The following is a 25,565-nucleotide window of genomic DNA, read 5'->3' on the forward strand; positions in this document are numbered from 1 at the left end:
ATCGGGAGACGGAGGGTGAGTCCGTCTCCCAGGCATTGCCTTAGACCATTTCGATGGCCATTGCGACGGCTTCACCGCCGCCGATGCACAGCGTGGCGACGCCGCGCTTGCCGCCAGTCTTGCGCAGCGCGCCAACCAGCGTGGCCATCAGGCGCGCGCCCGATGCGCCGATCGGGTGGCCCAGGGCCGTGGCGCCGCCGTTGACGTTGACCTTGTCGTGCGGCAGCTTGAAGTCGGTCATGGCGGCCATGGTGACCACCGCGAAGGCTTCATTGATTTCGTACAGGTCCACGTCTTCGGCCTTCCAGCCGGTCTTGGCGAACAGGTTCTTCAGCGCGCCAACCGGGGCGGTGGTGAACCAGCCCGGTTCTTGCGAGTGCTGGCTGTGCGCCACGATGCGGGCCAGCGGCTTCACGCCGAGCTTTTCGGCGGTGGACGCGCGCATCAGCACCATGGCGGCAGCGCCGTCGGAGATCGACGACGAGTTCGCGGCGGTGATGGTGCCGTCCTTCTTGAAGGCGGGCTTCAAGGTCGGGATCTTTTCCGGCATGGCCTTGGTGGGGGCTTCGTCGGTATCGATCACGGTGTCGCCCTTGCGGCCGGCGACGGTGACGGGGGCGATTTCCCACTTGAAGCTGCCATCTTCCGTGGCGGCGCGGGCGCGGCGCAGCGATTCCAGCGAGAACGCGTCTTGCTGTTCGCGCGTGAATTCGTATTTGGTGGCGCAGTCTTCGGCGAAGACGCCCATGGCCTTGCCCTTGTCGTAGGCATCTTCCAGGCCGTCCAGCGCCATGTGGTCATACACGGTGTTGTGGCCAAAGCGGTAGCCCTGGCGCGCCTTGAGCAGCAGGTACGGCGCGTTGCTCATGCTTTCCTGACCACCCGCGACGACAACTTCGGCGCTGCCGGCGGCGAGCAGGTCGTGGCCGAACATGGCTGCCTTCAGGCCCGAACCGCACACCTTGTGGATCGTGGTGCACGCCACGCCCAGCGGCAGGCCTGCGCCGAGTGCGGCTTGACGCGCGGGCGCCTGGCCCTGGCCGGCTTGCAGCACGTTGCCCATGATGACTTCATCAACTTGCTCGGGCTTGATGCCGGCGCGCTCGATGGCGGCCTTGATGGCCACCGCGCCAAGCTCATGCGCGGCCAGGCCGGACAAGCTGCCCAGCATGCCGCCCATGGGGGTGCGGGCGACGGAAACGATAACGATGGGATCTGACATGACTAGCTCCTGTGAGGGTCGGGACAGCGTCTGGGAGTCGGAACTGCGAGGGTGCCTGAAGGGCGTGCCGATCGCAGCCGTCTGTCCGTATCGTAAGGGAAAAATTCTTCAATTCGGCCTTGCGCCACCTGGGTGCGGCAGGCCTGCCACCAGTCCGGCTCCAGCAAGTCGGCATGGTGACGCATGAAGGCGCCGCGCACGCGCGCGTCGCCTAGCAGGAAGCGGCCGAATTCTTCGGGGAATACGTCGTTCGGTCCGATGGCGTACCAGGGTTCGGACGCCATTTCCGCTTCTTCGTTGGGGGCCGGCGGGATACGCCGGAAATTCATCTCGGTCATGCGCTGGATTTCGTCGTAGTCATAAAAGACGACCCGGCCCAGCCGCGTGACGCCGAAGTTTTTGTACAGCATGTCGCCCGGGAAAATATTGGCCGCCGCCAGCTGACGGATCGCATCGCCGTATTCACGCACGGCGGGTTCCAGCAGCGCGTCGGACGCCTGGCGCAGATAGATGTTCAACGGCGTCATCCGCCGTTCGATGTAGACGTGGCGGATGACGACGGTGTCATCCGTTTCTTCGATCAGGCTGGGCACAAGCCGCCGCAATTCATCCAGCAGCGCCGGCGCGAAACGGCTGCGCGGCAGCGCCACCTGCGAGTACTCCCAGGTATCAGCCATGCGGCCGACGCGGTCGTGCAGCTTTACCATCTGGTACTTGCGCCGCACGGTGGCGTGGTCCATGCCGTCTTTGTCGATGCGGTCCTTGATCAGCTTGAACACGTACGGGTAAGACGGCAGCGTGAACACGCACATCACCATGCCCTTGATGCCGGGTGCAATGTCGAAGGCGTCGCGCGAATGGGTCAGGTGATGCAGGAAGTCGCGGTAGAACAGTGTCTTGCCCTGCTTTTGCAGGCCGATCATGGTGTAGAGCTCGGCCTTGGGCTTGCGCGGCAACAGGCTCGCCAGGAAGTTCACCACCGCCGCGGGCGTTTCCATGTCGACCAGGAAATACGCGCGTGTGAAGCTGAACAGCGTGCTCAGGTCATCCGCGCCCAACAGCAGCGCGTCCAGCGTCACCTGCCCTGCCGGATTGCGCGTGAGCGCCACGGCAAAGGGGTAGACGGTGGTTTGGTTGATCAGGCGGCCGACGATGTAGGCGCCCTTGTTGCGAAAGAACAGCGAGCCCAGCGCATGAATCTGGCAGTCGCTGGCGATGCGCCGGCCCACATGGCGCGGCAGCAGCGTACGCAATTGCTTGACCGCGGCGCGCGCCAGCATGCGGGTGTCGCGTGGCAGGTCTTCAAACGGCAGCGCCAGGCCGAAGTCGGCCACCATGCGGATCAGGCTTTTTTCCATGCCGTCGGTGGCCGGGTAATACACCCGGTACGACGGCATGCTGCTGTCCAGATATTCCGTTGCAACGGCGGGCCGCACGAAGAGGAAATCGTTGTGGAAATAGTCGCGGTGCAGCAGCCGGCACGTTACCGAATTGAAAAACGTTTCGGCGCATTCGGGCTGCTTGTGTTCGCCCAGCAGGCCCACGAATTCCTGTTTGATCTGTTGCCAGTAGGCGGTCTGGGTGTCGGTCAGCGCGGGCACGGCCGCGCCGTTGCCGTTGCTGGTGCCGTTGTGGCTGGGGATGTCGTCCAGCGCGCTCTCGGGGCGCCCGCGCAACACGCCTTCCAGTTGCGTGGCGCATTCGCGCACGCGCATGTCGTAGTACTCGATGCGTTCGCGCGACAGGTGCTGAATGCCGTGCCAGTCGCCGGATTCGAACAGCGCCTTGGCGCGCTGCGCGCTGTAGCGAAACAGCGCGTAGTGGCGATCAAAGCCCGCCAGAATCCGCCGCGCGACATCCAGCGGAGACGGCCCCGGGGCGGGGGCCGGCTCGATATGCTGGACGTCGGACAGGCGGATCATGGCGGAGCGCTCGGCCGGCGGATCAGGCGGTTTCGTTGAACAGTTCGCGGCCGATCAGCATGCGGCGGATTTCGCTGGTGCCCGCGCCAATCTCGTACAGCTTGGCGTCGCGCCACAGGCGGCCCACCGGGTAGTCGTTGATGTAGCCGTTGCCGCCCAGGATCTGCACGCCCTCGCCCGCCATCCATGTGGCTTTCTCGGCGGTGTACAGGATGAGTGCGGCGCAGTCCTTGCGCACCTGGCGCACGTGTTCGGCGCCCAGCTTGTCCAGGTTCTTGCCCACTTGGTAGCAGAAGGCGCGGCTGGCTTGCAGCGTGGTGTACAGGTCGGCGACCTTGCCCTGGATCAGCTGGAATTCGCCGATGGCCTGGCCGAATTGCTTGCGGTCATGGATGTACGGCACCACCACGTCCATCACGGCCTGCATGATGCCCAGCGGGCCGCCAGACAGCACGGCGCGTTCGTAGTCCAGCCCACTCATCAGCACCTTCACGCCACCGTTGACCTGGCCCAGCACGTTCTCTTCGGGAATCTCGCAGTCCTGGAACACGAGTTCGCCCGTGTGGCTGCCGCGCATGCCCAGCTTGTCGAGCTTTTGCGCCACCGAGAAACCCTTGAAGCCCTTTTCGACCAGGAACGCGGTGATACCGCGCTGGTGGGCTTCGGGGTCGGTCTTGGCGTAGACGACGAGCGTGTCGGCGTCGGGGCCGTTGGTGATCCACATCTTGGTGCCGTTCAGCACGTAGCGGTCGCCCTTTTTCTCGGCGCGCAACTTCATGCTGACGACATCCGACCCGGCGCCCGGTTCGCTCATGGCCAGCGCGCCCACGTGTTCGCCCGAGATCAGCTTGGGCAGGTACTTGGCTTTTTGCGCGGCCGTGCCGTTGCGGTTGATCTGGTTCACGCACAGGTTGGAGTGCGCGCCGTAGGACAAGCCCACCGAGGCGCTGGCGCGCGAGATTTCTTCCATCACCACCATGTGGGCCAGATAGCCCATGTTGGCGCCGCCATATTCTTCGTCGGCCGTCATGCCCAGCACGCCAAGTTCGCCAAATTTGCGCCAGAGGTCCATGGGGAACTGGTCGCTGCGATCCACTTCCGCCGCGCGCGGCGCGATCTCGGCCTGCGCAAAATTGCGCACCGCGTCGCGCAGCATGTCCAGGTCTTCGCCCAGGTCGAAGTTCAGGCCGGGAAGATTCATCGATGTCTCCGTGATAGTGGGTACTTACATTCTTATGGGCGCCTGTGGTCTGCGCCTTATTTGCATCGCGTGGCTCATCATGCGCCGACACGGCGTCGCTGCGCAATGATGCACCGCAAATATTACGTTTACGTAAACGTAAATTGGAGTCGGGTTATCCCTAGGGAAATGCGTATTTCCCAGGGAGTAACGGTGAGTAATATCCGTCTCTGTCCCTGAAATCTGCCTCGACAAGTCGGAGTTTGCCGTGCTCGAACTATCCAATCTGGAAGAAATTGTGGCGCTGCGGCGCGATATTCACATGCACCCGGAGCTCTGCTATGAAGAGCACCGCACGGCCAAGGTGGTGGCCGATACGCTGCAAGGCTGGGGCATCGAAACGCATACCGGCATCGCCAAGACGGGCGTGGTCGGGGTGATCAAGCGGGGCACGTCGGACCGCGCCATCATGCTGCGCGCCGACATGGACGCGCTGCCCATGCAGGAAGAAAACCAGTTCGAACATCGTTCGCGCCACGACGGCAAGATGCACGGCTGTGGCCACGACGGCCACACGGCCATGCTGCTGGCCGCGGCCCAGCATTTGCAAACGGCAGGCGGCTTCGATGGCACCGTGTACCTGTGCTTCCAGCCGGCCGAAGAAGGCGGCGCGGGCGGGCGCGCGATGATCCAGGACGGCTTGTTCACGCGCTTTCCGTGCGAAGCCGTGTTCGGCATGCACAACTGGCCGGGCCTGCCCGCCGGATCGTTCGGCGTGTGCGCCGGCCCGATGATGGCGGCGGCCAATGGCTTCAAGATCACCGTCAAGGGCAAGGGCGGCCACGCCGCCGCGCCGCAAGACTGCGCCGACCCGGTGCCTGCGTTGTTCGCCATCGGCCAGTCGCTGCAAACCATCCTGACCCGCAGCAAGCGCCCCTTGGATGCGGCCGTGCTGTCGATCACGCAGGTGCAGGCCGGTGGCACCGTCATCAACGTCATCCCCAACACGGCGTGGCTGGGCGGTTCGGTGCGCGCGTACAGCACCGATGTGGTGGACCTGATCGAACGCCGCATGAAGGAAATCGCCAGCAACATCGCGGCCGCGCACGGCTGCGAGGCCGATGTGTTCTTCGAGCGCCGCTACCCGGCGCTGGTCAACACGGTGGCCGAGACCGAGTTCTGCATGAACGTCATGCGTGACGTCGTGGGCGACGAGCGCGCGCTGACGATCGAACCCGCCATGGCCTCGGAAGATTTCGCTTTTCTGTTGCAGGAAAAGCCCGGCTGCTATGTGTTCCTGGGTAACGGCGATGGCGAGCACCGCATGGCCGGCCACGGCCTGGGCCCGTGCATGCTGCACAACGCCAGCTATGACTTCAATGATTCTTTGATTCCGGCGGGCGCGTCGTACTGGGTTCGCCTGGCGCAACGCTACCTTGCGGCCTGAGCGCCGCGCCCGCTTGATGGGCTTCACCGCTACACGGATTACGTTCGACGCTTTACCCACCGCAGTGCTACGCAACATCACTAGGACGATATGAAAAAGAAGACATTGCTGATCAAGGCCGCGGGGGCGGCCCTGGCAATCATGGCAAGCGGCGCGATGGCCCAGCAAAGCTGGCCCGCCAAGCCTGTGACGCTGGTCGTGCCCTACACCGCCGGCGGCAGCGCCGATGCGATCGGGCGCCGCCTGGGCGACGCGTTGCGCAAGGAAGCCAACGTGACCGTGATCGTTGAAAACAAGCCGGGCGCGGGCGCGTCTGTGGGTACGGACTTTGTGGCTCGCGCGCAGCCGGACGGCACCACGCTGTTGTTGGCGTCCACCAGCCCGCTGACCATCTTCCCGCATCTGGCCAAGACCAACTACGACCCGATGAAGGACCTGACGCCGGTGGCCAGCGTGGCGGTGGCGCCGGTGGCGATCGTTGCCACCAAGTCGTTGCCGGTGAAGGATTTCGCGGGGCTGGTCGAGTACGCCAAGTCGCATCCGGAAGGGGTGCGTTATGGCACCCCGGGCCAAGGCACCGTGGCCCACATCGGCATGGCCGCTGTCACCACGCAGACCGGCACCAAGATGCTGCACGTGCCGTATCGCGGCAACAGCCAGGCGCTGACCGATGGCTTGGGCGGCGTGATTGAACTGCTGGTGGTCAATAGCGATGTGGTGTTGCCGCATGTGGCCAATGGCGCATTGAAGCCGTTGGCCGTGATGGCGCCGCAACGTCTGGCCGCCTGGCCCGACGTGCCGACGATGGCCGAACTGAAGATGCCGCAAGCGCAGTACTACTCGAACTTTGGCGTGTTCGCGCCGGCCAACCTGCCGCCGGCTGTGTCGCAGCCGCTGCAAGCGGCGTTGACCAAGGCCGTTGCCAGCGCCGAATTCCAGGACTTGCTGGCGAAGTCGTACCTGCAACCGGGTACGGCATCGGGCGATGCGTTCGTCAAGCAAGTGCAGGCGGAATTCACGAACAACGCCCGCATCATCAAGGAAGGCAATATCAAGGCTGAGTAAGCCTGGGTTCAATCGTGCCGATTGCGTAAGCGTCCCCGTGTTGGGCCTACGGCTTTAAGGCCTCCAGCGTGGGGCGCTTACGCGATTTTTGTGGCGCACCCCGATCATCCACGGGCAGCGGCGCCACCCGATACCGCATTCGGGCCAATGAATCTGCTTTGGTGATCCGCGCGATGTGCGCGCATTGCGCACACCAATGCCCGGCCCGGATCGACGCGAATGGCGCATACCAATCGTGCCCGCGATGGCATAGCCAATGCAGCTTCTTGGTGGTGTTTACATAGCTGGATGACAGGCATTGCCCGCCGCGTTCGCGCGCTGCGTGATGCGCCGCTTCGATGCCCAGGCGCTTGTTGACGTTCGCACACACGCCGCACCAACTTCCCAACAGTATCTTGCCGCCCGTTGTCAGCCATTCATGGCCTTCTGTGCAACGGAATCGGTAGCGCACGCCCAGCCCGTGATACGCGTCCGACAAGCAGGCGCCGCCACGTTCGGCGGCCTTGCGTTGCAGGCGTTCCAGGCCGTCCGGGTGCCGATACCCTTCAACCTTGCGCAGCCGCGCGCATTCCGGGCACCAGGTGCGCCGCAGGACGTCGGCGCCGGGGGCGTTCCATTCATGGCCCGCGCCACAGCGAAAGCGGAACACGCGTTGCCCGCGAGGGCTTGCCGTGTCCAGGCAGACGCCGCCGCGCGCCGCTGCCGTTTGATGAATACGAGTCAGCAGATCGTCGCGCCTGCGCCGGTAGCCGGCATCGCGTCCGCAGACGGGGCAACCGGTACGATCCAGCGCCTTGTTGCCGTTGCGGGTCCAGCGGTGACCGGCCTGGCATTGGAAGCGATGCGGCCTGTCCCAGCCGAGCCAGTGCGATTCCAGGCATTGCACGCCGGCCTCTTGCGACAAGGCGCGCAAGCGGGTGAAGTTTGCTTCTGCCGTACAGACGGGGCATTTGGTCTCGCGCGCGCGGCCAAACGTTTGCAAGGTGCGGTCAAAGCGGTGCCCTGCGCGGCATTGAAAACGGTACATCGCAGACAAGCCGCGCCAGTCGCTATCCAGGCACTCAAAGCCTGCGGCGTCGGCGGTTGCGCGAAGCTGCGGCTGGCGGTCAAGAATGGGGTGAGGACGGCTCTTGTGCATGGAGCCGATCTTGCCTTCCCGCCGTGCGCAAAGATATTGGATGAATCCGATTTTGGGTCGGAACTATCAACGCCGATCGCGGTGACGCCACGCGGGCGGCCGCGCGCTTGATCAACGGCCGATGCAGGCCCGAAGGTTTACGCGCTGCGCGGCCCGAACATGATGACGAGCATGCCCGCGATGCACAGGCCCACGCCGACCCAATCGCTGATGCTGGGCCGCACGCCGTCTACCGCCCACAGCCACAGCAGCGCCATGCCGATGTACACACCGCCATACGCCGCGTAGACGCGGCCCGAAGCGGTGGGATGCAAGGTCAGCAGCCACGCGAACAGCGCCAGACTGATGGCGGCGGGCGCCAGCAGCCAGATGGAATGGCCCTTGCGCAGCCACAGATAAGGCAGATAGCAGCCGATGATTTCGGCCAGCGCGGTCAGGACGAACAGCGCAACGGTTTGCAGGGCGGCCATGAGTCGGCCCTTATGGCTTTTGCGCCAGCAGCACGCGGCATTCGCGTTCCTGCTGTGCAATCTCTTGCAAGGTGTCTTCGATGTCGCGGCGTTGTTGTTCGAGCGTGGCGCGATGCTGTTCCAGTACGCTCAGGTACTGACGCAGCTGCACTTCGGTATCGCCCGGCCCGTCATACATGTCGATCAGGGTCAGGATTTCGGACAGTTGCAGCCCCAGCCGCTTGCCGCGCAGCGCCAGCTTCAGGCGCGTGCGGTCGCGCGGACCGAAGATGCGGTTGCGGCCCTCGCGCGCCGGGCTGACGATCCCCTGGTCTTCGTAGAAGCGGATCGTGCGGGGCGTGACGTCGAACTCGCGGGCGAGTTCAGAGATGGTCCAGGTTGACGAGGGCATGCGACGTGTGGCAGTTTACGTAAACGTAAATTATGATGACTTGACGTGAACGTCAAGCGTGGAGCGAGAGGCAATGAACCCCAACGAACAGAAATTGCAGTATCCCTGGGCGGACTTCCAGCCCGAAGCCGGCCATGCCCATGTGGTGACGGAGGGCGTCAAATGGATTCGGATGCCGCTGCCGTTCGCGCTGGATCATATCAACCTCTGGCTGCTGCGCGACAACATCGACGGCCGCGACGGCTGGACGATTGTTGACTGTGGCATCTCGCGCGACGAGGTCAAGTCGTTGTGGGAAGACGTTTTCAAGAACGAACTGGAAGGGCTGCCGGTGTTGCGTGTGCTGGTCACGCACATGCATCCTGACCACATCGGCCTGGCCCATTGGCTGTGCGAGCGCTGGGACGCACAGCTGTGGATGACGATGACGGACTTCATGGTGGCGTCGTTGTGGTCGTCGCGCCGCAATGAGGCCGGCGGCGGCCCAGGCGGCCAATCGGCGGTGGCGCATTTCGCCCGCCACGGCCTGACCGACCCGGACGCGCAGGAGCAAATCCGCCAGCGCGCCAACTACTACCCGAACCTGGTGCCCGCCGTGCCCGCGCGCTACACGCGCATCATGCACGGCGATCAGGTCCGCATCGGCGGCCGCGATTGGCGCGTGATTGTCGGCTACGGCCATGCGCCGGAACATGCGTCGCTGCACTCGCCCGGCCTGAACGTGCTGATCTCTGGCGACATGGTGTTGCCGCGCATCTCGACCAACGTCAGCGTGTTCGATTACGAACCCGACGCCAATCCCCTGCCCTTGTATCTGCGGTCGCTGGATGGCTATGACGGCTTGCCGGATGACACGCTGGTGCTGCCGTCGCATGGCCGGCCGTTCACCGGTTTGCACGAGCGCATCGCGCAACAGCACGAGCATCACCGTGACCGGCTGGCGGAAGTGCTGGAAGCGTGCACGGTGCAGCCGCAGTCCACGTCCGACATCGTGCCGGTGCTATTCAAGCGCAAGCTGGATCTGCATCAGCTGACCTTCGCCATGGGCGAGGCGCTGGCGCATCTGCACGCGCTGTATTTCGAAGGCAAGCTGAAACGCGCGACCGGGGCGGATGGCATCGTGCGCTTCACGGCGGCGTGATCGGCCACTCACACCGCCGCGCTGATGGGGGCGTTGCGGCCCCTCTTAGCGCGTGGCGGTGGCCAGCCTGACGGCCAGGCCCACAAACACCAGCGCGGCGATGCGGTTCAGCCAACGCTTGGCCGTCACCGAGCGTTGCAGCAGTTCGCCGAACGCGCCCGAGAAGAATGCGATGGCGCCGAACACCAGCAACGTCGACACCATGAACACCGCGCCCAGCTGCATGACCTGAACGCCGACGGGGCCAAGCGCGGGGGTGGTGAACTGCGGCAGAAACGCGAAGAAGAACAGCAGCACCTTGGGGTTCGTCAGGTTCATGACGATGCCGCGCCGGTACAGCGCGCCGGGCTTGAGCGGTTCGGGCCGCTTGCCATCTTCCGCTTCGACGGGCGCGCGCAAAATCTGCCACGCCAGATACGCAAGATATGCGGCGCCCGCCAGCTTCAGCGCCGTGAACGCCATGGGCGACGCGGCGAACACCGCCGCCAAACCCAGCGCCACGGCCGCCGTGTGACCCAACAGGCCGGTGCACAGGCCCAGCACCACCAGCATGCCCGCCTTGCGTCCCCAGATAGCCGATTGCATCAGCACGAACAGATTGTCCGGCCCGGGCGTCAAGGCCAACAGGACGGCAATGCCGAAAAAAGCGATCAAGGTATCAAGGGGCAGCATGGGATTTCGCCTGGTTCGGGTGGGTTCCGGTCAGCCGGAGAATGGCATCATAAGGGCAAAATCCACGCCGTCCACCCCGCACCACCGGACATACAAGGAGAGAGAGACACGCCATGACGACTCATGCTGCAAGCGCTGACACTACCCCTGGCGCAAACCCTGACGCCAGTCTTGACCCTAACCTTCACGCAAAGCTCGACGCAAGCGCTGATGCAACAGCCCAGCCGGCCGGTGGCGACGCCGCGCTCGAAGCGTGGCTCTTGGCGCGCCACAGCTGCCGCGCGTTCCTGCCCGCGCCTGTGCCACGCGGCGTCATTGAACGGATTCTGACCCTGGCCCAGCGCACGGCGTCGTGGTGCAACTGCCAGCCCTGGCAGGTGGCGATTACCGAAGGCGCAGGCACTGATCGTTTACGGGCGGCGCTTACCGCACGAGCCGAACACGCCGGCTTCACGCCCGACTTCCCCTTCCCCCGCGAGTACCGCAACGAATACCTGGCCCGCCGCCGCGAGTCGGGCTTTCAGCTGTACGGTGCGGTGGGCGTGGCGCGCGGCGACCGCGAGGCCTACCGCCAGCAAGAGATGCGCAACTTCCAATTGTTCGACGCGCCGCACGTGGCCATCATCACGACCGACGAGGCGTTGGGCGAATACGGCGCGATGGACTGCGGCGGGTACGTCGCCAACTTCCTACTGGCGGCCCAGGCCAATGGCGTGGCCACCGTGGCGCAGGCGTCGCTGGCGATGTACCCCGAAGTGCTGCGCGACGTGCTGGGCATTGCGCCCGACCGGCGCGTGGTCTGCGGCATTTCCTTTGGCTACGCCGATACCGCGCATCCCGCCAACAGCTACCGCACCCGGCGCGCCGAGCTGCCGGAAACCGTCAACTGGGTCACGAGTTAGGGACAGGGGCTAGGGACAGGCGCCCGCGCGCCTGATAAGGTTCACCCTATTCGCCCCTATTCGCTCCTATTCGCCCCGATTCGGCCTTGTTCACACTACCGCATTCCCTCAGCAGATGACTTCCAAACACATCGATACGGTTTTGCAGCACGCGGGCACCGCCCCGTTCAACCCCGAGACCGGCACCGCGCCCGTGCCGCTGCCGCCGATGCGCGCCAGCACCGTGCGTTTCGAGAACCTGGCCGCGCTGGAACAGGCGCAGCGCAGCAAGGCCGCTGGCGGCCGCGCCACCACCTACGGCCGCATGGGCATGGACACCCACGCCGCGCTGGAGGAAGTCTTCACGCAGCTGGAAGGCGGCACGCATTGCTATCTGGCGTCGTCGGGCCTGTCGGCCATGACGATGGTGATGATGGCGTTGTGCTCGGCGGGTGACCACGCCCTGATTTCCGATTGCGTGTACGGCCCGATGCGTGAGCTGGACGACGCCGTGCTCAAGCGCATGAACATCGACATCACGTACTTCTCAACCAGTGATGACCTGGAATCGCTGGTGCAGCCGAACACGAAGCTGTTGTACGTGGAGTCGCCGGGTTCGCTGTTGTTTGAAATGCTGGACATGGGCGCGATGGCGGCCTTTGCCAACGCGCACGGCCTGGTGCTGGCGACTGACAACACCTGGGGCTCCGGCTACATCTATCGCCCGCTGACGTTGGGCGCGCAGGTGTCCGTCATTGCAGGCACGAAGTACGTGGGCGGCCACTCCGACCTGATGCTGGGCGCGGTGGTGACCAACGACGAGGCCATCGCCAAGAAGCTCAACCGCACGCAGTACGCGATGGGGTATTCCATCAGCGCGGACGACGCGTGGCTGGCGCTGCGCGGGGTGCGCACGATGCCCATCCGTATGGCGCAGCACGCGCGCCATGCGCTGCAAGTATGCGAGTTCTTCAAGAGCCGCCCCGAGACCGTGCGCTTGTTCCATCCGGCCTGGCCGGCCGACCCCGGCCATGCGCTGTGGAAGCGTGATTGTTCCGGCTCCAACGGCATGCTGTCGGTTGAGCTGCGCCTGTCGCCCGCGGCCGCGCGCGCCTTTGTGGACGCACTGACCTTGTTTGGCATCGGCTTTTCCTGGGGCGGCTACGAAAGCCTGGTGCAGCTCGTATCGCCCAAGGACTTGTCCCATCACCGCTATTGGGGCGAAGGTGACAACGCGTTGGTGCGCTTGCACATCGGATTGGAATCGCCGGAAGACATCATCGCGGATCTGACCCAGGCGCTGGAAAAGGCGGCGGCGGTCGGCGAGTAAGTGCGAAGGTCTGAACCCGCCGCGCCATATTTCGGAATGCGGTGCGACGGGTTCAGACTGCCGCGCTGCGTATCCACGCGCCGATGCGCGCGGCGATGTCATCGCTGTTGTCGTCCATCATCGGCATGTGGGAATTGCCCGCAATGCCCTGGTCCGCCAGCCGCCACGTATCCACCCGCGCACCATGCCGGGCAAGTGATTCGGCGTAGTCCTGCCCGCTTGCGCACAGGCGCTGCCATAGCGGCGTGGCATCCAGATAGTCGCCATAGACAAACAGGAACGGTTTGCCCGCCACGGCGGCGGCCGTGACGTCGCCCGAAAACCCCGACGGCTCGATGCCGATCACGCCACGCACCAGATCGGGCCGTGCATGCAGCGCCCGGTACGCCACTTCGCCGCCGTGGCTGTGCGCCAGCACCAGGCATGGGCCGATGCGGTCCAGCACGGCGCAGAAACCGTGCAGGGCCGCATCGTTGTTGCCCAGCCAGCGCGGCACGGCATGCCGGATGAAATCATCGAACGCATCAACCGGAAAACGTTGCCCCGCGAACGCGCGGCGCAACGCGTAGTCTTCGGCGCGGCCAAAGCGAAACAACGACCAGCTTTCTTCGGCGGTGCGGATGATGGGCGGTTCGGGCCAGACCTGCTCAAACGGCGCCCAGCCGGCGCGGCCGCGCTCAACGTTGTCCACCACATACACCGCATGGCCCTGGCGCAGAAAATGCTGCGTCCAGCCGGGGCGTCCGTCAGGCGTCTGTTCCCACATTGCGCCCGTCATGCCGCCGCCATGCAGCAGCACGATGGGCAAGGGATGCGTCAGGCGCGACGGAATGAAGTACTGCACGTACGCCTGTTCGAAGTGGTAGAGCCCGTTCGGGTCGTAGGCCAGCGACGCGCTTTTCGTGAACGCAATCTCGCGCTGTGGCAGCCCGGCAATGCGCACCGGTCTGCCGCCCGCGTAGAAGCTGCCGAAGTCAGCGAGCGAGAGGGGTTGCTGCCCTGGTTGTTGCCCCGGCCGTTGCCCCCCCGGTTGATGCGCCTGTTTGGTCATTTCTTGACCAGCGGGCATTGGCTTTCCGCGAGCGGCCACGCCAGCGTGTCGCCGGGGATGTTGCGCACGATGTTGTAGTAGTCCCAAGGCGCTTTGGATTGCGCGGGCGTCTTCACCTGCGCCAGCATCATGTCGCGCACCACCAGGCCGTCTTCACGGATGTGGGCATTCAAGCTGAACGGGTCGTCGATGGGCAGCGATTTCATCTTCGCCATCACCGCGTCGGCATCCGCCGTGCCGGCCGCTTTCACGGCTTGCAGGTAGTGGCGCACCGAGCTGTACACACCCGCCTGCAAGAAGGTGGGCGGACGGCCGACGCGCGCTTCGAACTTCTTGGTGAAGGCGCGCGTGCCGTCATTCATGTCCCAGTACGACGGCACGGTCAAATACGTTTTCTGCGCCGCTTGCAGGCCCAGGCTGTGCACGTCCGTGATCAAGAGCAGCATGGCCGCAAGCTGCTGCGTGCCGCCAATGCCGAATTCCGCCGCCTGCTTGATGGCGGAAATCGTGTCGCCGCCCGCGTTGGCAATGGCGATGATCTGCGCCTTGGAGCCTTGGGCCTGAAGCAGGAAGGACGCAAAGTCCGACGCGTTCAACGGATGGAAAACGGTGCCTACGACTTCGCCGCCGTTGGCTTTGACGACGGCTTCGGTGTCGGCCGCCAACTGTTTGCCGAAGGCGTAGTCGGACGCCAGGATGAACCAGCGCTTGTTGCCTTCATTGACGACGGCGGTGGCCGTGCCGCGCGACAAGGCGTAGGTCGTGTACGTCCATTGCACGCCGTAGGGCGAGCACTGCGCTTGCGACAGCGCGGTGGTGCCGGGGCTGGAGAACAGCACCAGCTTTTTCTTTTCGCGCGCGATGCCCTGCACGGCCAGCGCGACGGACGAGTTGGGCACGTCCACCACGACGTCAACGCCGTCGGTGTCGTACCACTTGCGGACCATGCTGCTGCCGATGTCGGGGCGGTGTTGATGGTCGCCCGAAACCAGCGAGATCGGCTTGCCCAACACCGTGCCGCCCATTTCCTCGATGGCCAGCCGGGCGGCTTCCACCGACCCCTTGCCCGTGGCGTCAGCGGTGACGCCCGCCATGTCCGTCAGGACCCCGATCTTCACGCCGTCGGCCGTGCTGGCGTGCGTGGTGAAGGCGCCGAGCGCCAAGCTGAGGCCCAGCCCAAGGCTCAATGCCGCGCGTGCGCGCAGAGATTGCGATGTCATTTGTCTTCCACCCGTTTTATGCCGTCGTTGCGGCGAATTTTGTGGTGAAAGTTTAGCGCTGCCCCCGCGCCGGAGCGCAGCACTTTCTTAACGATTTCCCAAAAGAAAACGCCCCGGCCAGATTGGCCGAGGCGCTTTGCGGTGATGCGGAGGACGCGGATTACTTGTTGCGCGCCATCGGGATCAGTTGGTTCACTTCCTTCAGGGCGCCTTCGTAGCTGTTGCCCGCCATGACCGGGGACGTCATGAACTTGCCGCCGACGGCAAACGACGGCGTGCCGTCGATGCGGTAGGCGTCGGCCAGCTGGGTGGCGCGCTGCACTTGGGTTTGCACGCTGAACGAATCGAAGATCGAATCGAACTTGGCGCGGTCCACGCCTTGCGAAGCCGCCCAGTCGCCCATGGCCTTCTTGTCGAACAGGCGCTTGTGTTCACCGTGGATGGCGGTGAAGAACTTGGCGTGCAGGTCGGGGCGTTCCAGAGCCAGGAACGTGTAGTAGACCTGTTGCAGCGGCTTCATGCCGGCGTTGAAGGCGATCGGCACTTGCTTGAGCACGACGTCAGACGGGGCGGTCTTGGCCCAGTCTTCAACCATGGGTTCCATGGCGGCGCAATGCGGGCAGGTGTAGGCGAAGAATTCCAGCACTTCCACTTTGCCCGGGGTATCCGAGGGCAGCGGCGGGTTGATCGCCACATAGGCTTGCGTGCCTTGAGCGTGGCTGACCGGGCTGAAGAACGCGGTGGCCGTCAGTGCGGCCGCGGCCAGGATACGAACAATCTTGGGGGACAGCATGGATGAGAGGTTCCTGAGTAAAAAGTTACAGACAGGTTCAAACGCGGATAAGTTCAATCGAAAAAATGGCGCCAGAGTGCATTACTGGCGCACTACTGGCGCACTACTGGCGCACCACGGCGGTTTCAATCTTGTTCTCGCCCAATCGGCCGCGGGCGCGATTCATGTCGTCCAGGCGCGCAAACGGACCCACCCGGACCCGGTTGATCGGCTTGCCGTTCACTTCCGCCTTTTGCACGTTCACGGGCAGCCCCAGCAGCAGGATGCGGGCGCGGAGCGATTCCGCGTCGTTTTCGCCACGGAAGGCGCCAGCTTGCAGGAAGTACGTGCCGGTGGCGGCGGACGCCGTGGCCGTAGCGGGCGCAGCGGCTTTAGGCGCGGGTGTTGCCGCGGGCTTGGAGATCGGCGTGGGGGCCTGGCTGGGCGCCATGGCGACCGCCGCGGGAGCTGTGGCCTGCGGTTTGGCGGTCGACGGCAAGGTGGCGATCAGCGCGCCCAGGTCGTCCAGCCGTGACGGTGTTTCGTCCGGCTTGGCCGCGCCCGTGCCGGCGCCAGGTAAGGGCGCAGGCGCCGTGGCGGTGGGGCCGGTAGGCGGCGCACCCGCCGCGCCGTCGCGGCCGTACAGGCCCGCGTTGGGGTCCGGCGCCTGCCGGGGGTCGGGCAGCTTGCCCGTGTCGCCCTGACGGCTGGCGCGGTCCACGAAGGGCACCGGGGCCTTGGTGACATAAAAGGCCACGACGGCGGCCACGATCAGACCGATGAGCAGGCCGGCGAGCGCCCCGTACAGGGTGCTGCCGCTTTCGCCTGAGGAACGGCGGGTGGGTTTGCGCTTGGTTGCCATGAACCGATGTTACATCCGCTCGGGGGCGGACACGCCCAGCAGCTCCAGGCCGTTGGCCAGCACCTGGCGCGTCGTGGCGGCCAGGCGCAGGCGGGCCAGCTTCAGGGCCACGTCGTCGACCAGCACGCGTTCGGCGCTGTACCAGGCGTGGAAGTCCGACGCGCAGTCACGCAGCCAGAAGGCAATGTGGTGCGGCGACAGGTCCTGGGCGGCCAACGCCACCACGTGCGGGAATTCGGCCAGACGCTGCATCAGCGCGAATTCCGACGGCGCGGTCAGCACGGACACGTCGGCGGCGGCCACATCGGCCGCGGGCATGCCGGCGTTGTTGATCATCGTGCAGATGCGCGCGTGGGCGTACTGGATGTAATAGACCGGGTTTTCGTCGCTCTTGGACAAGGCCAGGTCCACGTCGAACACGAATTCGGTGTCGGCGCGGCGCTGGATCAGGAAGTAGCGCACGGCGTCGCGGCCCACCCAGTCGATCAGGTCGCGCATGGTGACGTAGCTGCCGGCGCGCTTGGAGATCTTGACCTCTTCGCCGCCGCGCATCACCTTGACCATCTTGTGCAGCACGTAAGACGGGTAGTCCTTCGGGATGCCTTCGTTCAGCGCTTGCAGGCCGGCGCGCACGCGGGCCACGGTGCCGTGGTGGTCGCTGCCCTGGATGTTGACGGCGCGGTGGAAGCCGCGTTCCCACTTGGCCTTGTGATAGGCCACGTCAGGCACGAAGTAGGTGTAGCCGCCTTCGCTCTTGCGCATCACGCGGTCTTTGTCGTCGCCCGTACCCAATTCGGTGGTGCGCAGCCACAGCGCGCCGCCCTCTTCATAGGTATGGCCGCCGGCGATCAGCGCGTTGACCGTGGCTTCGACGCGGCCCGACGTGTACAGCGAGCTTTCCAGGTAGTAGTTGTCGAACTTCAGGCCGAACGCTTGCAAGTCCAGGTCTTGTTCGCGGCGCAGATAGGCCACGGCGAAGGCGCGGATGTCGTCCAGGCTGTCGATGTTGCCGGTGGCGGTGACGGGCTGGCCGTCGGACGCCTGGAGGGTCTTGCCGGCCTGGAAGTCGCGGGCGATGTCGACGATGTAGTCGCCCTTGTAGCCGTCGGCCGGCCATTCGGGGGAGTCGGTCGTCAGGCCGCGGGCGCGCGCTTGCACGCTGATGGCCAGGTTTTCGATCTGGTTGCCAGCGTCGTTGTAATAGAACTCGCGGGTCACGTCCCAGCCGCTGGCGTCGTACAGGCGGCACAGGGCGTCCCCCAGCGCAGCCTGGCGGGCATGGCCCACGTGCAGCGGGCCGGTGGGGTTGGCCGACACGAATTCGACCAGGATCTTCTCGCCGCTGCGCGCGGCGCGGCCAAAGCTTGCGCCCTGCTCGGCGACCGTCGCAATGACGGCCTGACGGGCGGCGGCGGTGATACGCAGGTTGATGAAGCCGGGGCCGGCGATTTCAGCGCTGTCGACCAGATCACGCGCGCCGGGGGCGGCCATCAGCGCGTCAACGATGGCCTGGGCCAGTTCGCGCGGGTTGCGTCCTGCGGGCTTGGCCAGCTGCATGGCCACGTTGGTGGCGACGTCGCCGTGGGCGGCGACCTTGGGGCGCTCCAGCAGCACGTTGGGCTGGGCGTCGGGAAGGCTCTGCGCAACGGCGGCCTGGATCAGGGAGATAAGCTGTTTTTGTTGCTCGGGGAGCATGGGCGTCTGGAGAAGTTCTGGGTGAGTGACCGATGCGGAGATCTGGCGGGGATCAAGCGGACGCGGTCCGGGCCGGCAATGTCACGGGAATCATGCTGAATGATAGTTGATTTGGCGGGCCAATCGGCGGCCAACGGGCGTCAAACCGTCCGGCAAGCGTTCGCCGGGCCGCCGGAACTGTCAATAAAATCAAACCTCTAGCCCGGGGCGACGGCGCCCTGGCGGCGGGCGCTTCGGGGCCAGTTGGCATCCCCCGGGCGTTGCGGTAGTGTATGTAACGTACTCAATGAGGGAGACCGCAATATGCTGATTACCTTTCACTCCAAGGCGGTTGCCGAGGTGCTGATGCTGTCCGACCACGCCGGTCCCATTCTGCAGGCTGCGGGCAAGTCCATCGGTGACAAGATTCCCGAGCGCGGCGTTTTCACCGTCGACCAGCTGGGCCCCGCCATCGCAGGCATCGAACGAGCCATCGAAATCGCCGAACACCCCGCCGACGAAGACGACGAGGACAAGGCGCCCCGCTCCCCCATGGCCCGCGCAGTCGGCATGAAGGAACGCGCCTTCCCCTTGCTGGACATGATGCGGCAATCCCAAGCCGCCAATGTCGAGGTCACCTGGGAGGCGTCACGCGGCTGGTAGGCAATGTCGCCGGGCAGACAATCTGACCGGCTTTTTTTGCCTACCCTTTCGGCCTGACGCCTTTTCAAGGAATTCCCTATGCGCAGCGACATCACCATTGTTTTTGACCCCCGGCGTTCGCTGGACCTGACCGCCACCGTGGAAACGTCTCCGCAACGCCAAGCCCAAGCGCGCGACTGGTTCGACGGCGCCTGGGAAACCCTGGGCTGCGAACCTTTGCGGCCCAGCGGCAAGGTGCTGTTGCTGGACAAGGTGCTGGGCGTGGCCGACGCCCTGGGCTACGACACCCTGTCCACCGACGAAAAAGAAGCGCGTGAGTTCGCAGAGAACCTGGCGCTGGCGCTGGAGCGACCGCGCATCACGGTGGACTTGCCGGGGCTGACGGTCGGCTATTGACCCGCCACGGCTACCTGATTCCCGCCCGCATGAACGATTGCACGAACTGCCGCTGGAACAGCAGGAAGGCGATCAGCAAGGGGGCGGCCGACATCAGCGTGGCCGCGGTAATCACCGACCAATCGATACCCTGATCGGTCGACGAGAACACCTGCAACCCCACCGTCAGCGGCCGGGACTCCACGGAGTTTGTGATGATCAGCGGCCACAGGAAGTTGTTCCAGTGGTGGCTGACCGACACCAGCCCATAGGCCACGTAGATCGGCTTGGCCAGCGGCACGTACACCTTCCACAGAATCTGCATGGCGTTCGCGCCTTCCATGCGCGCGGCTTCTTCAAGCTCGCGCGGCACCGTCTTGAACGTCTGGCGCAAGAGGAAGATGCCAAAGGCCGACGCAAAGTACGGCAGGCCGATCGCGAACACCGTATCGCGAATGCCCAGCTGGCTCATTGACCGGTAGTTCTCCACCAGCAGCACGTCCGGCATGATCATCAGCTGCAACAGCACCAGCATGAAGACGAAATCGCGGCCGCGAAACTCGAAGCGCGCGAACGCGTAGCCGGCCAGCGTGGACAGCACCAGCTGCGCCGCCAGCACCATCGTGACAAGCAGGAAGGTGTTCAGGAAGTAGCGCGGAAACGGCGCGGCCTGCCAGGCGCGGGCGAAGTTATCGAGCGTCAGCGGGGCGAACAGTTCAAAGCGGGTCGCATAGGCCGGCGGGTGGAACGCCGCCCACATGGCGTAGGCCAGCGGCAGAATCCACAACAGGCCCAGCGCCCACGCGCCCAGGGTATCGAGCTTGTCTTTCATTGATAGTGCGTCCTGCGATCCAGCCAGCGGAACTTGATGAGCGCGGTCAGCGCCAGCACCACCAGCAACACGACGGTCAGCGTGGCGGCGTAAGCCGTGTCCCAGAAACTGAAACCCACCTGGTAGATGTAATACAGCAGCAAGGTGCTGGCGTTGTCCGGCCCGCCGCGCGTCATGACGACCACGTGGTCCACCAGACGGAACGCGTTGATCAGCGCATTGATCAGCACGAAGAGCGTGGTGGGCATCAGCAGCGGCCACAGGATGCGGCGGAAATACTGCCAGCGCGATGCGCCTTCCAGCATGGCGGCCTCGCGCAGCGACGGCGACACCGTCTGCAAGGCGGCCAGGTAGAAGATCATGAAGAAGCCCGACTCCTTCCACACCGTCACCAGCATCAGCGCCGGCAGCGCCGTGTCGCGGTTACCCAGCCAGTTGGGGCCGGGCGAACCGAACCAGCCCATCACCTGCGCGATCAGCCCGTACTGCGGCGTGTAGAAGAACAGCCAGATGTTGGCCACCGCCACCATCGGCAACACCGTCGGCGTGAAGTACGCCATGCGCAAAAAGCCGCGCCCGCGCAGATTGCGGTTTACCCACAGCGCCATGATCAGCGCAATGCCGATTGACGTGGGGATCGTGCCCAGCGCAAACCACAGGTTGTTCCACAGCGACTGCCAGAACACCGGATCGTCACGCATGACGGCATAGTTATCCAGGCCCACAAAGCGCGCCGGGCGCGCGCCCTTGGGCGTGGAGAAAAAGCTGTGCCAGAGCGTCGCCACCGCCGGGTAATGCGTGAACGCGGCGAGCAGCACGATGGCTGGCAGCAACAGCAGCCAGCCATAAAGCGCATTCAAAGAGCGGCTCATCGTGCTTGTCGGTTTACTTGTAAGGACGCAGGATGCGATCGGCCTCGCGCTGGGCGTCGGTCAGCGCTTGCTGCGGCGTCTTCGACCCCGTCAGCGCCGCTTGCAGCGCGTCGTTCAGGGTCTTGGTGACGCGCTGGTTTTCATGCGTGGAGAACTCCGCCACGCTGACTTCCAACTGGTCGCGCGCGACCGCCGCTGCCGGCACTTCCTGCGCATACTTCTTCATCTTTTCGGTTTGCCAGGCGGCCGGCGTCACGGCGACATAGCCCGTGGCGATGCTCCAGTCGGCGGCGCGTTCCGGCGTCGTGACCCACTGCGCAAACTTCAGCGCGGCTTGCTGTTGCGCCGGCGTGCCGCTCTTGAAGATGTAGAAGTTGCCGCCGCCCGTGGGGCTGCCGCCGCGCTTTTGCTGCGGCATCATGGCCACGCCAAACGGGAAGTCGGCGTTCTTGCGGATGTTGGTCAGGTTGCCGGTGGTGGTCCAGACCATGGCCGCCTTCTTCTCCAGGAAGTCCTTCGGCGTGGTGCCCCAATCGATGGTGCCGGTCGGCATGATCTTGTGCTTGGCCGACAGGTCGCGCCAGAACTGCGCGGCTTCCACCACCGCCGGCTTGTCCAGGTAGACCTCGTTGCCCGCCTCGTTCATCAGGATGGCCCCGTTGGGCGTGGTCAGTGCCTGGAACAGCCAGTACGCGAACGCGCCGCCCGACGGGATCTCGATGCCCCATTGCGTGGTGTTGCCGGACGCATCCTGCTTGGTCAGCTTCTTGCCGTAGTCGACCAGCTCTGCCCACGTGGCGGGCGCGCGCTCGGGGTCCAGGCCCGCGGCCTTGAACAGGTCTTTGTTGTAGTACATGACGATGGTCGAACGCTGGAACGGCACGCCCCAGGTGTGTCCGCCCGAACGGCTGTTCTGCATGAAGGCGTCATAGAAGCCGCCCAGCCATTTCTTGTCGGCGTCGCTTTTCGCCAGCGAATCGATCGGCACGATGGCGTCTTCGTCGATCAGCGTGAACATGTCGGTGGACAGCAGCACGGCCAGCTGCGGCGGCGTGCCGCCCTTGAGCGCCGTCAGCGCCTTGGCGATGGAATCCTGATACGAGCCGGCGTAGATCGGCTTGATCTTGATGTCGGGATTTTCCTTCTGGAAGTCCGCCACCATGTCGTCAACGATCTTCGTGATCGGGCCGCCGACGGCAACCGGGTAATAGAACTCGACTTCTACGGGCTTGTTCTGCGCCTGCACAGGCAGGGACAGGCAGGCGGCGGCCAGGCTGGCGGCCAGGGTCTTCAGTACGATGCGTCGCATGGTGGCGTTTCCTTCCTGTGGATGTGGGCGTCTTCTAGCGCCCGACGGTGTTGATGACCGCCGAATCGGCGGCAAAGAAATGCTGCTGCGCGTCCTGCCAGGACAGGCGCAAGGCCTCGCCTGCACGGGCGCGTAAATGGCCGCCGACGCGCACGGCCACGCCGCTGGTATCGCCGACGCGGCAGACCACGATGGAGTCCGCGCCGAAGTACTCGACGCTTTCCACCGTGGCGGGAATGCCGTCGCCATCAATGCGGATGTGTTCGGGGCGCACGCCAAGCTTGACCGCACCCGCCGGCGCATTCGCGATGACGGGGCCCTGCGTGCCGGCGATGACGGTGGCGCCTTGCGGGCTCGCCAGACCGATCAGATTCATGGGGGGCGTGCCGATGAAGCGCGCCGCAAATTCGCTGGCCGGACGCGCGTACAAGGCGTCGGGCGTATCGTGCTGTTCGATCTGGCCGCCGCGCAACAGCACCACCTGATCCGCCATGCTCATGGCTTCGGTCTGGTCGTGCGTCACGTACACCATCGTGATGCCCAGGTCTTGCTGCAACGCCCGGATCTCGCGGCGCATCTCGTGACGCAGCTGCGCATCCAGGTTCGACAGCGGTTCATCCATCAGGCACACCGGCGCTTCCGAAATCACCGCGCGGCCCAGCGCTACGCGCTGCTGCTGGCCGCCCGACAATTGCGAAGGCTTGCGGTCCAGCAGATGGCCCAGGCCCAACAGCCCGGCCACGCGTTGCAGGCGGCGGTCGAAATCACGCGCCGGTTCCTTGCGCACCTTGAGGCCGAACAGAATGTTTTCGCGCACCGACAGATGCGGAAACAGCGCATACGACTGGAACACCATCGATATGCGGCGTTTGGCCGGCGGCAGTTGGGTGACGTCGCGGTCGCCGATGTGGATGGTGCCCGAGGTGGGCGTGTCCAATCCGGCAATCATGCGCAACGTGGTCGACTTGCCGCAGCCCGACGGGCCCAGCAGCACCGTGAAGCTGCCCGCTGGCACGGTGAAGCTCACGCCGTGAATCGCGGCGGCGCCGCCATACTGTTTGGTGAGGTTATCCAGAACGATGGATGACATGCTGTCTCGACGATCTAATTGTTAGATCCGCATTGTTGCCTGTTATGAAAACCTTTTCATTGTGCAGCGCAAACATGACGGATTCGTGGCAATGCCCGGGGGTTATAGCCCCCGTTCTACGGCTCAGGCAAACGGATAAGGCCCGGGGTAATCCCCGATAACGGCGTGGTGGGTGACGAGGTTCTTGCCTTGCCACCAATGCAGCTGGTAGCCCGGCGGTTCCATGATGTATTGCAGCGTGGGGCGCGGCCCCAGCTCCAGCGCCAACTGATGCGCGGTGCCGGGACAGGTCGACGCAATGGTGCCGCCAAAGCGCTGGAAGATGGTGCGGTGCAAGTGCCCGCACAGCACGCGTTCAACGTTCGGAAAGCGCGCGATGATGCGTTCCAGTTCCGGCGCGCCGGCCAACAGGCCGATGGCGTCCATGTGTTCGATGCCCGTCAGGAATGGCGGATGGTGCATCAGCACCAGCGTGGGCCGGTCAGGTTGCTCCGCCAGGCGCGCGGCGAGCCAGTCCAGGCGGTCCTGGCATAGCTCGCCATGGCTCTTCATTGGCACCACCGTGTCCAGCGACAGCATGCGCAGCGGATAGTTTTCGATGGCGTACTGGATAAAGTCGCCGCCATCTTGCAGGTAAGCATGGTCGGGGAAGGCGGCGCGCAGCTGTGCGCGGTCGTCATGATTGCCGGGCAAGAGAAAGTACGGAATCTCCAGCGCTTGCAGGTGTTCGCGCAGCACCGCGTATTCGTGCGGGCGGCCAAGGTCGGTCAGGTCGCCCGTGATCAGTACGCAGTCGGGGCGCGGCGTCAGGGCATTGAGCGCGCGCACGGCAGGTGCCAGAAACGCAGCCGGGTCGATGATGCCGTAGGCCTTGTCGCCCGGGGTGCGCATGTGCAGGTCGGTGATTTGTGCGATGAGCATGATGCGTGCGGAATGTCGGAAGGGATGGGATCAGCGGCGCACGGCGGCCGCGGTGCCGCCGACCACGATGCAGTGCGGCAGGCGATTCGATTGGGGCGGCTGGCCGTGAATCTGCGCCAGCAGATTCGAGCACGCGGTTTGTCCGATGCCATCGCTGGGCTGCGCCACGGTCGTCAAGGGCGGCGTCAGCAAGGCGCCGAATCGCATGCCGTCGAAGCCGCTGACGGAAATATCGGCGGGCACGCGCAGCCCAAGCGCCACCAGGTCGGCGATGACGGCCGTGGCCAGCAGGTCGTTCGAGCAGAACAGCGCCGTGGGCGCCTGCTTGCGGCGCAGCGCGGCTTTCAGCACGTCGGCGTCGCTGCCCGTGTGTGAACTCATGGCGATGTGCTGCACGGTGTCCAGGCCCAGCTTCTTCGCGCAGGCGCGCGCGCCGGTCAGCCGTCGGCGCGCACGGTCGGACGCGGTCAGCGGACCCGTCACCAGTGCAATGCGGCGATGGCCCAACGCGGCCAGGTGCGCGACCATGTCGCTGGCTGCCGCGCGGTTGTCGACGGACGCGAACGGATGCGTGTTGGATTCGTTGTAGACCAGCACGTACGGCATGCCGGCGCTGTCCAGATCGTCCAGTGTGGCGCTTTTGTTGACGTCGGCCACGGTCAGGATCAGGCCATCCACCTGATGGTCCATCAGCCCTTGCACCGCTGCCGATTCCACGGCGGGGTCGTAGCCGGTGGCGGTCAGCATCACGCTATAGCCCGATTCGCGCGCACGCCGTTCCGCGCCTTCAAAGCACTCGGCGAAGACGGGATTCGACAACGTGGGAAGAATCAGTCCGATGGTGCGCGTGCTGCCCGAACGCAGGCTGCGGCCGACGCGGTTCGGACGGAAGCCGGCGCGCTTGGCCACATTGCGAATATGCGCCAGCGTGTCGGGGTGCACGATCTCGGGCTGGTTGAACGCGCGCGACACCGTCGCCGGAGAAACCCCCGCCTTGCGAGCCACTTCAATGATGGAAAAGCGGGGCGACGGGCGCGTAGCCATATCTATATTGCTGTCGGTTTA

25 protein-coding genes are annotated in these 25,565 nt (G+C 64.9%); 7 read left to right on the forward strand and 18 right to left on the reverse strand.

All coding sequences use genetic code 11. The annotated features are described in order from the left end of the window. Nucleotides 1-40: 40 nt before the first annotated feature. Genes HV765_RS17790 through HV765_RS17800 form a run of 3 tightly spaced genes read right to left on the reverse strand, consistent with a single transcriptional unit; the run spans nucleotide 41 to nucleotide 4,345 of the window. Complete coding sequence (locus HV765_RS17790) at nucleotides 41-1,222, reverse strand: acetyl-CoA C-acetyltransferase (RefSeq protein ID WP_054420981.1); 1,182 nt, start codon at nucleotides 1,220-1,222, stop codon at nucleotides 41-43. Nucleotides 1,223-1,224: 2 nt separating this feature from the next. Then, nucleotides 1,225-3,144: a bifunctional isocitrate dehydrogenase kinase/phosphatase gene (gene aceK / locus HV765_RS17795; RefSeq protein WP_175170491.1), complete on the reverse strand. Its 1,920-nt coding sequence runs from the start codon at nucleotides 3,142-3,144 to the stop codon at nucleotides 1,225-1,227. Between the two features lie 22 nt (nucleotides 3,145-3,166). After that, nucleotides 3,167-4,345, reverse strand: a complete 1,179-nt coding sequence (locus HV765_RS17800; RefSeq protein ID WP_054420983.1) for an isovaleryl-CoA dehydrogenase — start codon at nucleotides 4,343-4,345, stop codon at nucleotides 3,167-3,169. Between the two features lie 247 nt (nucleotides 4,346-4,592). Between HV765_RS17800 and HV765_RS17805 the strand changes: the two genes are divergently transcribed. Next, nucleotides 4,593-5,771: a M20 aminoacylase family protein gene (locus HV765_RS17805; protein WP_054420984.1), complete on the forward strand. Its 1,179-nt coding sequence runs from the start codon at nucleotides 4,593-4,595 to the stop codon at nucleotides 5,769-5,771. Nucleotides 5,772-5,861: 90 nt separating this feature from the next. Then, entirely contained in the window at nucleotides 5,862-6,836 is a 975-nt protein-coding gene (locus HV765_RS17810) for a Bug family tripartite tricarboxylate transporter substrate binding protein (protein WP_054420985.1), read from the forward strand. Between the two features lie 46 nt (nucleotides 6,837-6,882). Here the strand turns inward: HV765_RS17810 and HV765_RS17815 are convergent, their stop codons facing one another. From HV765_RS17815 to HV765_RS17825, 3 genes are all read right to left on the reverse strand, one after another. After that, entirely contained in the window at nucleotides 6,883-7,974 is a 1,092-nt protein-coding gene (locus HV765_RS17815; RefSeq protein ID WP_175170492.1) for an FmdB family zinc ribbon protein, read from the reverse strand. A 137-nt stretch (nucleotides 7,975-8,111) separates the two neighbouring features. Further along, nucleotides 8,112-8,444, reverse strand: a complete 333-nt coding sequence (locus tag HV765_RS17820; protein WP_175170493.1) for a YnfA family protein — start codon at nucleotides 8,442-8,444, stop codon at nucleotides 8,112-8,114. 10 nt (nucleotides 8,445-8,454) lie between these two features. Beyond that, on the reverse strand, nucleotides 8,455-8,835 hold the full coding sequence (locus HV765_RS17825) for a MerR family transcriptional regulator (protein ID WP_006216751.1): 381 nt from the start codon (nucleotides 8,833-8,835) through the stop codon (nucleotides 8,455-8,457). Between the two features lie 73 nt (nucleotides 8,836-8,908). Between HV765_RS17825 and HV765_RS17830 the strand changes: the two genes are divergently transcribed. Beyond that, entirely contained in the window at nucleotides 8,909-9,976 is a 1,068-nt protein-coding gene (locus tag HV765_RS17830) for an MBL fold metallo-hydrolase (RefSeq protein WP_054420988.1), read from the forward strand. 45 nt (nucleotides 9,977-10,021) lie between these two features. Here HV765_RS17830 and HV765_RS17835 read toward each other — a convergent pair whose 3' ends face one another. Continuing rightward, on the reverse strand, nucleotides 10,022-10,648 hold the full coding sequence (locus tag HV765_RS17835) for a LysE family translocator (RefSeq protein ID WP_054420989.1): 627 nt from the start codon (nucleotides 10,646-10,648) through the stop codon (nucleotides 10,022-10,024). Nucleotides 10,649-10,761: 113 nt separating this feature from the next. Between HV765_RS17835 and HV765_RS17840 the strand changes: the two genes are divergently transcribed. Both HV765_RS17840 and metC read left to right on the forward strand, forming a co-directional pair. Then, nucleotides 10,762-11,550, forward strand: coding sequence for a nitroreductase (locus tag HV765_RS17840; RefSeq protein WP_254600625.1), 789 nt, complete (start codon nucleotides 10,762-10,764; stop codon nucleotides 11,548-11,550). 115 nt (nucleotides 11,551-11,665) lie between these two features. Next, complete coding sequence (gene metC / locus HV765_RS17845) at nucleotides 11,666-12,859, forward strand: cystathionine beta-lyase (RefSeq protein ID WP_175170494.1); 1,194 nt, start codon at nucleotides 11,666-11,668, stop codon at nucleotides 12,857-12,859. A 52-nt stretch (nucleotides 12,860-12,911) separates the two neighbouring features. On the opposite strand, the gene HV765_RS17850 is transcribed toward metC, so the two are convergent. From HV765_RS17850 to argS, 5 genes are all read right to left on the reverse strand, one after another. Continuing rightward, the gene (locus HV765_RS17850) at nucleotides 12,912-13,928 is read right to left on the reverse strand and encodes an alpha/beta hydrolase (RefSeq protein WP_420840125.1); all 1,017 of its coding nucleotides are present in this window, start codon (nucleotides 13,926-13,928) and stop codon (nucleotides 12,912-12,914) included. Then, nucleotides 13,907-15,130: an ABC transporter substrate-binding protein gene (locus tag HV765_RS17855; RefSeq protein ID WP_175170495.1), complete on the reverse strand. Its 1,224-nt coding sequence runs from the start codon at nucleotides 15,128-15,130 to the stop codon at nucleotides 13,907-13,909. The genes HV765_RS17850 and HV765_RS17855 overlap by 22 nt, the downstream gene beginning before the upstream one ends. 160 nt (nucleotides 15,131-15,290) lie before the next feature. Continuing rightward, the gene (locus HV765_RS17860) at nucleotides 15,291-15,923 is read right to left on the reverse strand and encodes a thiol:disulfide interchange protein DsbA/DsbL (RefSeq protein WP_054420994.1); all 633 of its coding nucleotides are present in this window, start codon (nucleotides 15,921-15,923) and stop codon (nucleotides 15,291-15,293) included. 103 nt (nucleotides 15,924-16,026) lie between these two features. Then, nucleotides 16,027-16,764: an SPOR domain-containing protein gene (locus HV765_RS17865; protein ID WP_054420995.1), complete on the reverse strand. Its 738-nt coding sequence runs from the start codon at nucleotides 16,762-16,764 to the stop codon at nucleotides 16,027-16,029. Between the two features lie 9 nt (nucleotides 16,765-16,773). Then, entirely contained in the window at nucleotides 16,774-18,459 is a 1,686-nt protein-coding gene (argS, locus tag HV765_RS17870; RefSeq protein ID WP_054420996.1) for an arginine--tRNA ligase, read from the reverse strand. 303 nt (nucleotides 18,460-18,762) lie between these two features. On the opposite strand from argS, the gene HV765_RS17875 reads away from it, so the two are divergent. Then, complete coding sequence (locus HV765_RS17875) at nucleotides 18,763-19,101, forward strand: DUF1840 domain-containing protein (RefSeq protein ID WP_054420997.1); 339 nt, start codon at nucleotides 18,763-18,765, stop codon at nucleotides 19,099-19,101. Between the two features lie 78 nt (nucleotides 19,102-19,179). Then, a complete protein-coding gene (locus HV765_RS17880) occupies nucleotides 19,180-19,497 on the forward strand; it encodes a hypothetical protein (protein WP_054420998.1) in 318 nt (105 codons plus the stop codon). Nucleotides 19,498-19,507: 10 nt separating this feature from the next. Here HV765_RS17880 and HV765_RS17885 read toward each other — a convergent pair whose 3' ends face one another. The 6 genes from HV765_RS17885 to HV765_RS17910 form a co-directional block, all read right to left on the reverse strand. Beyond that, the gene (locus tag HV765_RS17885; RefSeq protein WP_006224480.1) at nucleotides 19,508-20,308 is read right to left on the reverse strand and encodes a carbohydrate ABC transporter permease; all 801 of its coding nucleotides are present in this window, start codon (nucleotides 20,306-20,308) and stop codon (nucleotides 19,508-19,510) included. Further along, nucleotides 20,305-21,180: a carbohydrate ABC transporter permease gene (locus tag HV765_RS17890; RefSeq protein ID WP_054420999.1), complete on the reverse strand. Its 876-nt coding sequence runs from the start codon at nucleotides 21,178-21,180 to the stop codon at nucleotides 20,305-20,307. Before HV765_RS17890 ends, HV765_RS17885 begins: the two co-directional genes overlap by 4 nt. A gap of 13 nt (nucleotides 21,181-21,193) precedes the next feature. Next, entirely contained in the window at nucleotides 21,194-22,489 is a 1,296-nt protein-coding gene (locus HV765_RS17895; protein WP_054421000.1) for an ABC transporter substrate-binding protein, read from the reverse strand. Nucleotides 22,490-22,523: 34 nt separating this feature from the next. Beyond that, nucleotides 22,524-23,579: an ABC transporter ATP-binding protein gene (locus HV765_RS17900; protein WP_054421001.1), complete on the reverse strand. Its 1,056-nt coding sequence runs from the start codon at nucleotides 23,577-23,579 to the stop codon at nucleotides 22,524-22,526. Between the two features lie 123 nt (nucleotides 23,580-23,702). Continuing rightward, nucleotides 23,703-24,500 (reverse strand): phosphodiesterase, encoded by a 798-nt coding sequence (locus HV765_RS17905; protein WP_175170496.1) that lies wholly within the window; start codon nucleotides 24,498-24,500, stop codon nucleotides 23,703-23,705. A 30-nt stretch (nucleotides 24,501-24,530) separates the two neighbouring features. Next, nucleotides 24,531-25,544 (reverse strand): substrate-binding domain-containing protein, encoded by a 1,014-nt coding sequence (locus tag HV765_RS17910; RefSeq protein ID WP_175170497.1) that lies wholly within the window; start codon nucleotides 25,542-25,544, stop codon nucleotides 24,531-24,533. Between the last annotated feature and the right edge of the window lie 21 nt (nucleotides 25,545-25,565).

Origin of the sequence: Achromobacter kerstersii (genome assembly GCF_902859595.1) — a bacterium.
Taxonomy (GTDB): domain Bacteria; phylum Pseudomonadota; class Gammaproteobacteria; order Burkholderiales; family Burkholderiaceae_B; genus Achromobacter; species Achromobacter kerstersii.

Coding starts and splice junctions, on each gene's coding strand:
- HV765_RS17790 (WP_054420981.1), bottom strand. CDS start 1,222: ATGTCAGATCCCATCGTTATCGTTTCCGTCGCCCGCACCCCCATGGGC.
- aceK (WP_175170491.1), bottom strand. CDS start 3,144: ATGATCCGCCTGTCCGACGTCCAGCATATCGAGCCGGCCCCCGCCCCG.
- HV765_RS17800 (WP_054420983.1), bottom strand. CDS start 4,345: ATGAATCTTCCCGGCCTGAACTTCGACCTGGGCGAAGACCTGGACATG.
- HV765_RS17810 (WP_054420985.1), top strand. CDS start 5,862: ATGAAAAAGAAGACATTGCTGATCAAGGCCGCGGGGGCGGCCCTGGCA.
- HV765_RS17815 (WP_175170492.1), bottom strand. CDS start 7,974: ATGCACAAGAGCCGTCCTCACCCCATTCTTGACCGCCAGCCGCAGCTT.
- HV765_RS17820 (WP_175170493.1), bottom strand. CDS start 8,444: ATGGCCGCCCTGCAAACCGTTGCGCTGTTCGTCCTGACCGCGCTGGCC.
- HV765_RS17825 (WP_006216751.1), bottom strand. CDS start 8,835: ATGCCCTCGTCAACCTGGACCATCTCTGAACTCGCCCGCGAGTTCGAC.
- HV765_RS17830 (WP_054420988.1), top strand. CDS start 8,909: ATGAACCCCAACGAACAGAAATTGCAGTATCCCTGGGCGGACTTCCAG.
- HV765_RS17835 (WP_054420989.1), bottom strand. CDS start 10,648: ATGCTGCCCCTTGATACCTTGATCGCTTTTTTCGGCATTGCCGTCCTG.
- HV765_RS17840 (WP_254600625.1), top strand. CDS start 10,762: ATGACGACTCATGCTGCAAGCGCTGACACTACCCCTGGCGCAAACCCT.
- metC (WP_175170494.1), top strand. CDS start 11,666: ATGACTTCCAAACACATCGATACGGTTTTGCAGCACGCGGGCACCGCC.
- HV765_RS17850 (WP_420840125.1), bottom strand. CDS start 13,928: ATGCCCGCTGGTCAAGAAATGACCAAACAGGCGCATCAACCGGGGGGG.
- HV765_RS17855 (WP_175170495.1), bottom strand. CDS start 15,130: ATGACATCGCAATCTCTGCGCGCACGCGCGGCATTGAGCCTTGGGCTG.
- HV765_RS17860 (WP_054420994.1), bottom strand. CDS start 15,923: ATGCTGTCCCCCAAGATTGTTCGTATCCTGGCCGCGGCCGCACTGACG.
- HV765_RS17865 (WP_054420995.1), bottom strand. CDS start 16,764: ATGGCAACCAAGCGCAAACCCACCCGCCGTTCCTCAGGCGAAAGCGGC.
- argS (WP_054420996.1), bottom strand. CDS start 18,459: ATGCTCCCCGAGCAACAAAAACAGCTTATCTCCCTGATCCAGGCCGCC.
- HV765_RS17875 (WP_054420997.1), top strand. CDS start 18,763: ATGCTGATTACCTTTCACTCCAAGGCGGTTGCCGAGGTGCTGATGCTG.
- HV765_RS17880 (WP_054420998.1), top strand. CDS start 19,180: ATGCGCAGCGACATCACCATTGTTTTTGACCCCCGGCGTTCGCTGGAC.
- HV765_RS17885 (WP_006224480.1), bottom strand. CDS start 20,308: ATGAAAGACAAGCTCGATACCCTGGGCGCGTGGGCGCTGGGCCTGTTG.
- HV765_RS17890 (WP_054420999.1), bottom strand. CDS start 21,180: ATGAGCCGCTCTTTGAATGCGCTTTATGGCTGGCTGCTGTTGCTGCCA.
- HV765_RS17895 (WP_054421000.1), bottom strand. CDS start 22,489: ATGCGACGCATCGTACTGAAGACCCTGGCCGCCAGCCTGGCCGCCGCC.
- HV765_RS17900 (WP_054421001.1), bottom strand. CDS start 23,579: ATGTCATCCATCGTTCTGGATAACCTCACCAAACAGTATGGCGGCGCC.
- HV765_RS17905 (WP_175170496.1), bottom strand. CDS start 24,500: ATGCTCATCGCACAAATCACCGACCTGCACATGCGCACCCCGGGCGAC.
- HV765_RS17910 (WP_175170497.1), bottom strand. CDS start 25,544: ATGGCTACGCGCCCGTCGCCCCGCTTTTCCATCATTGAAGTGGCTCGC.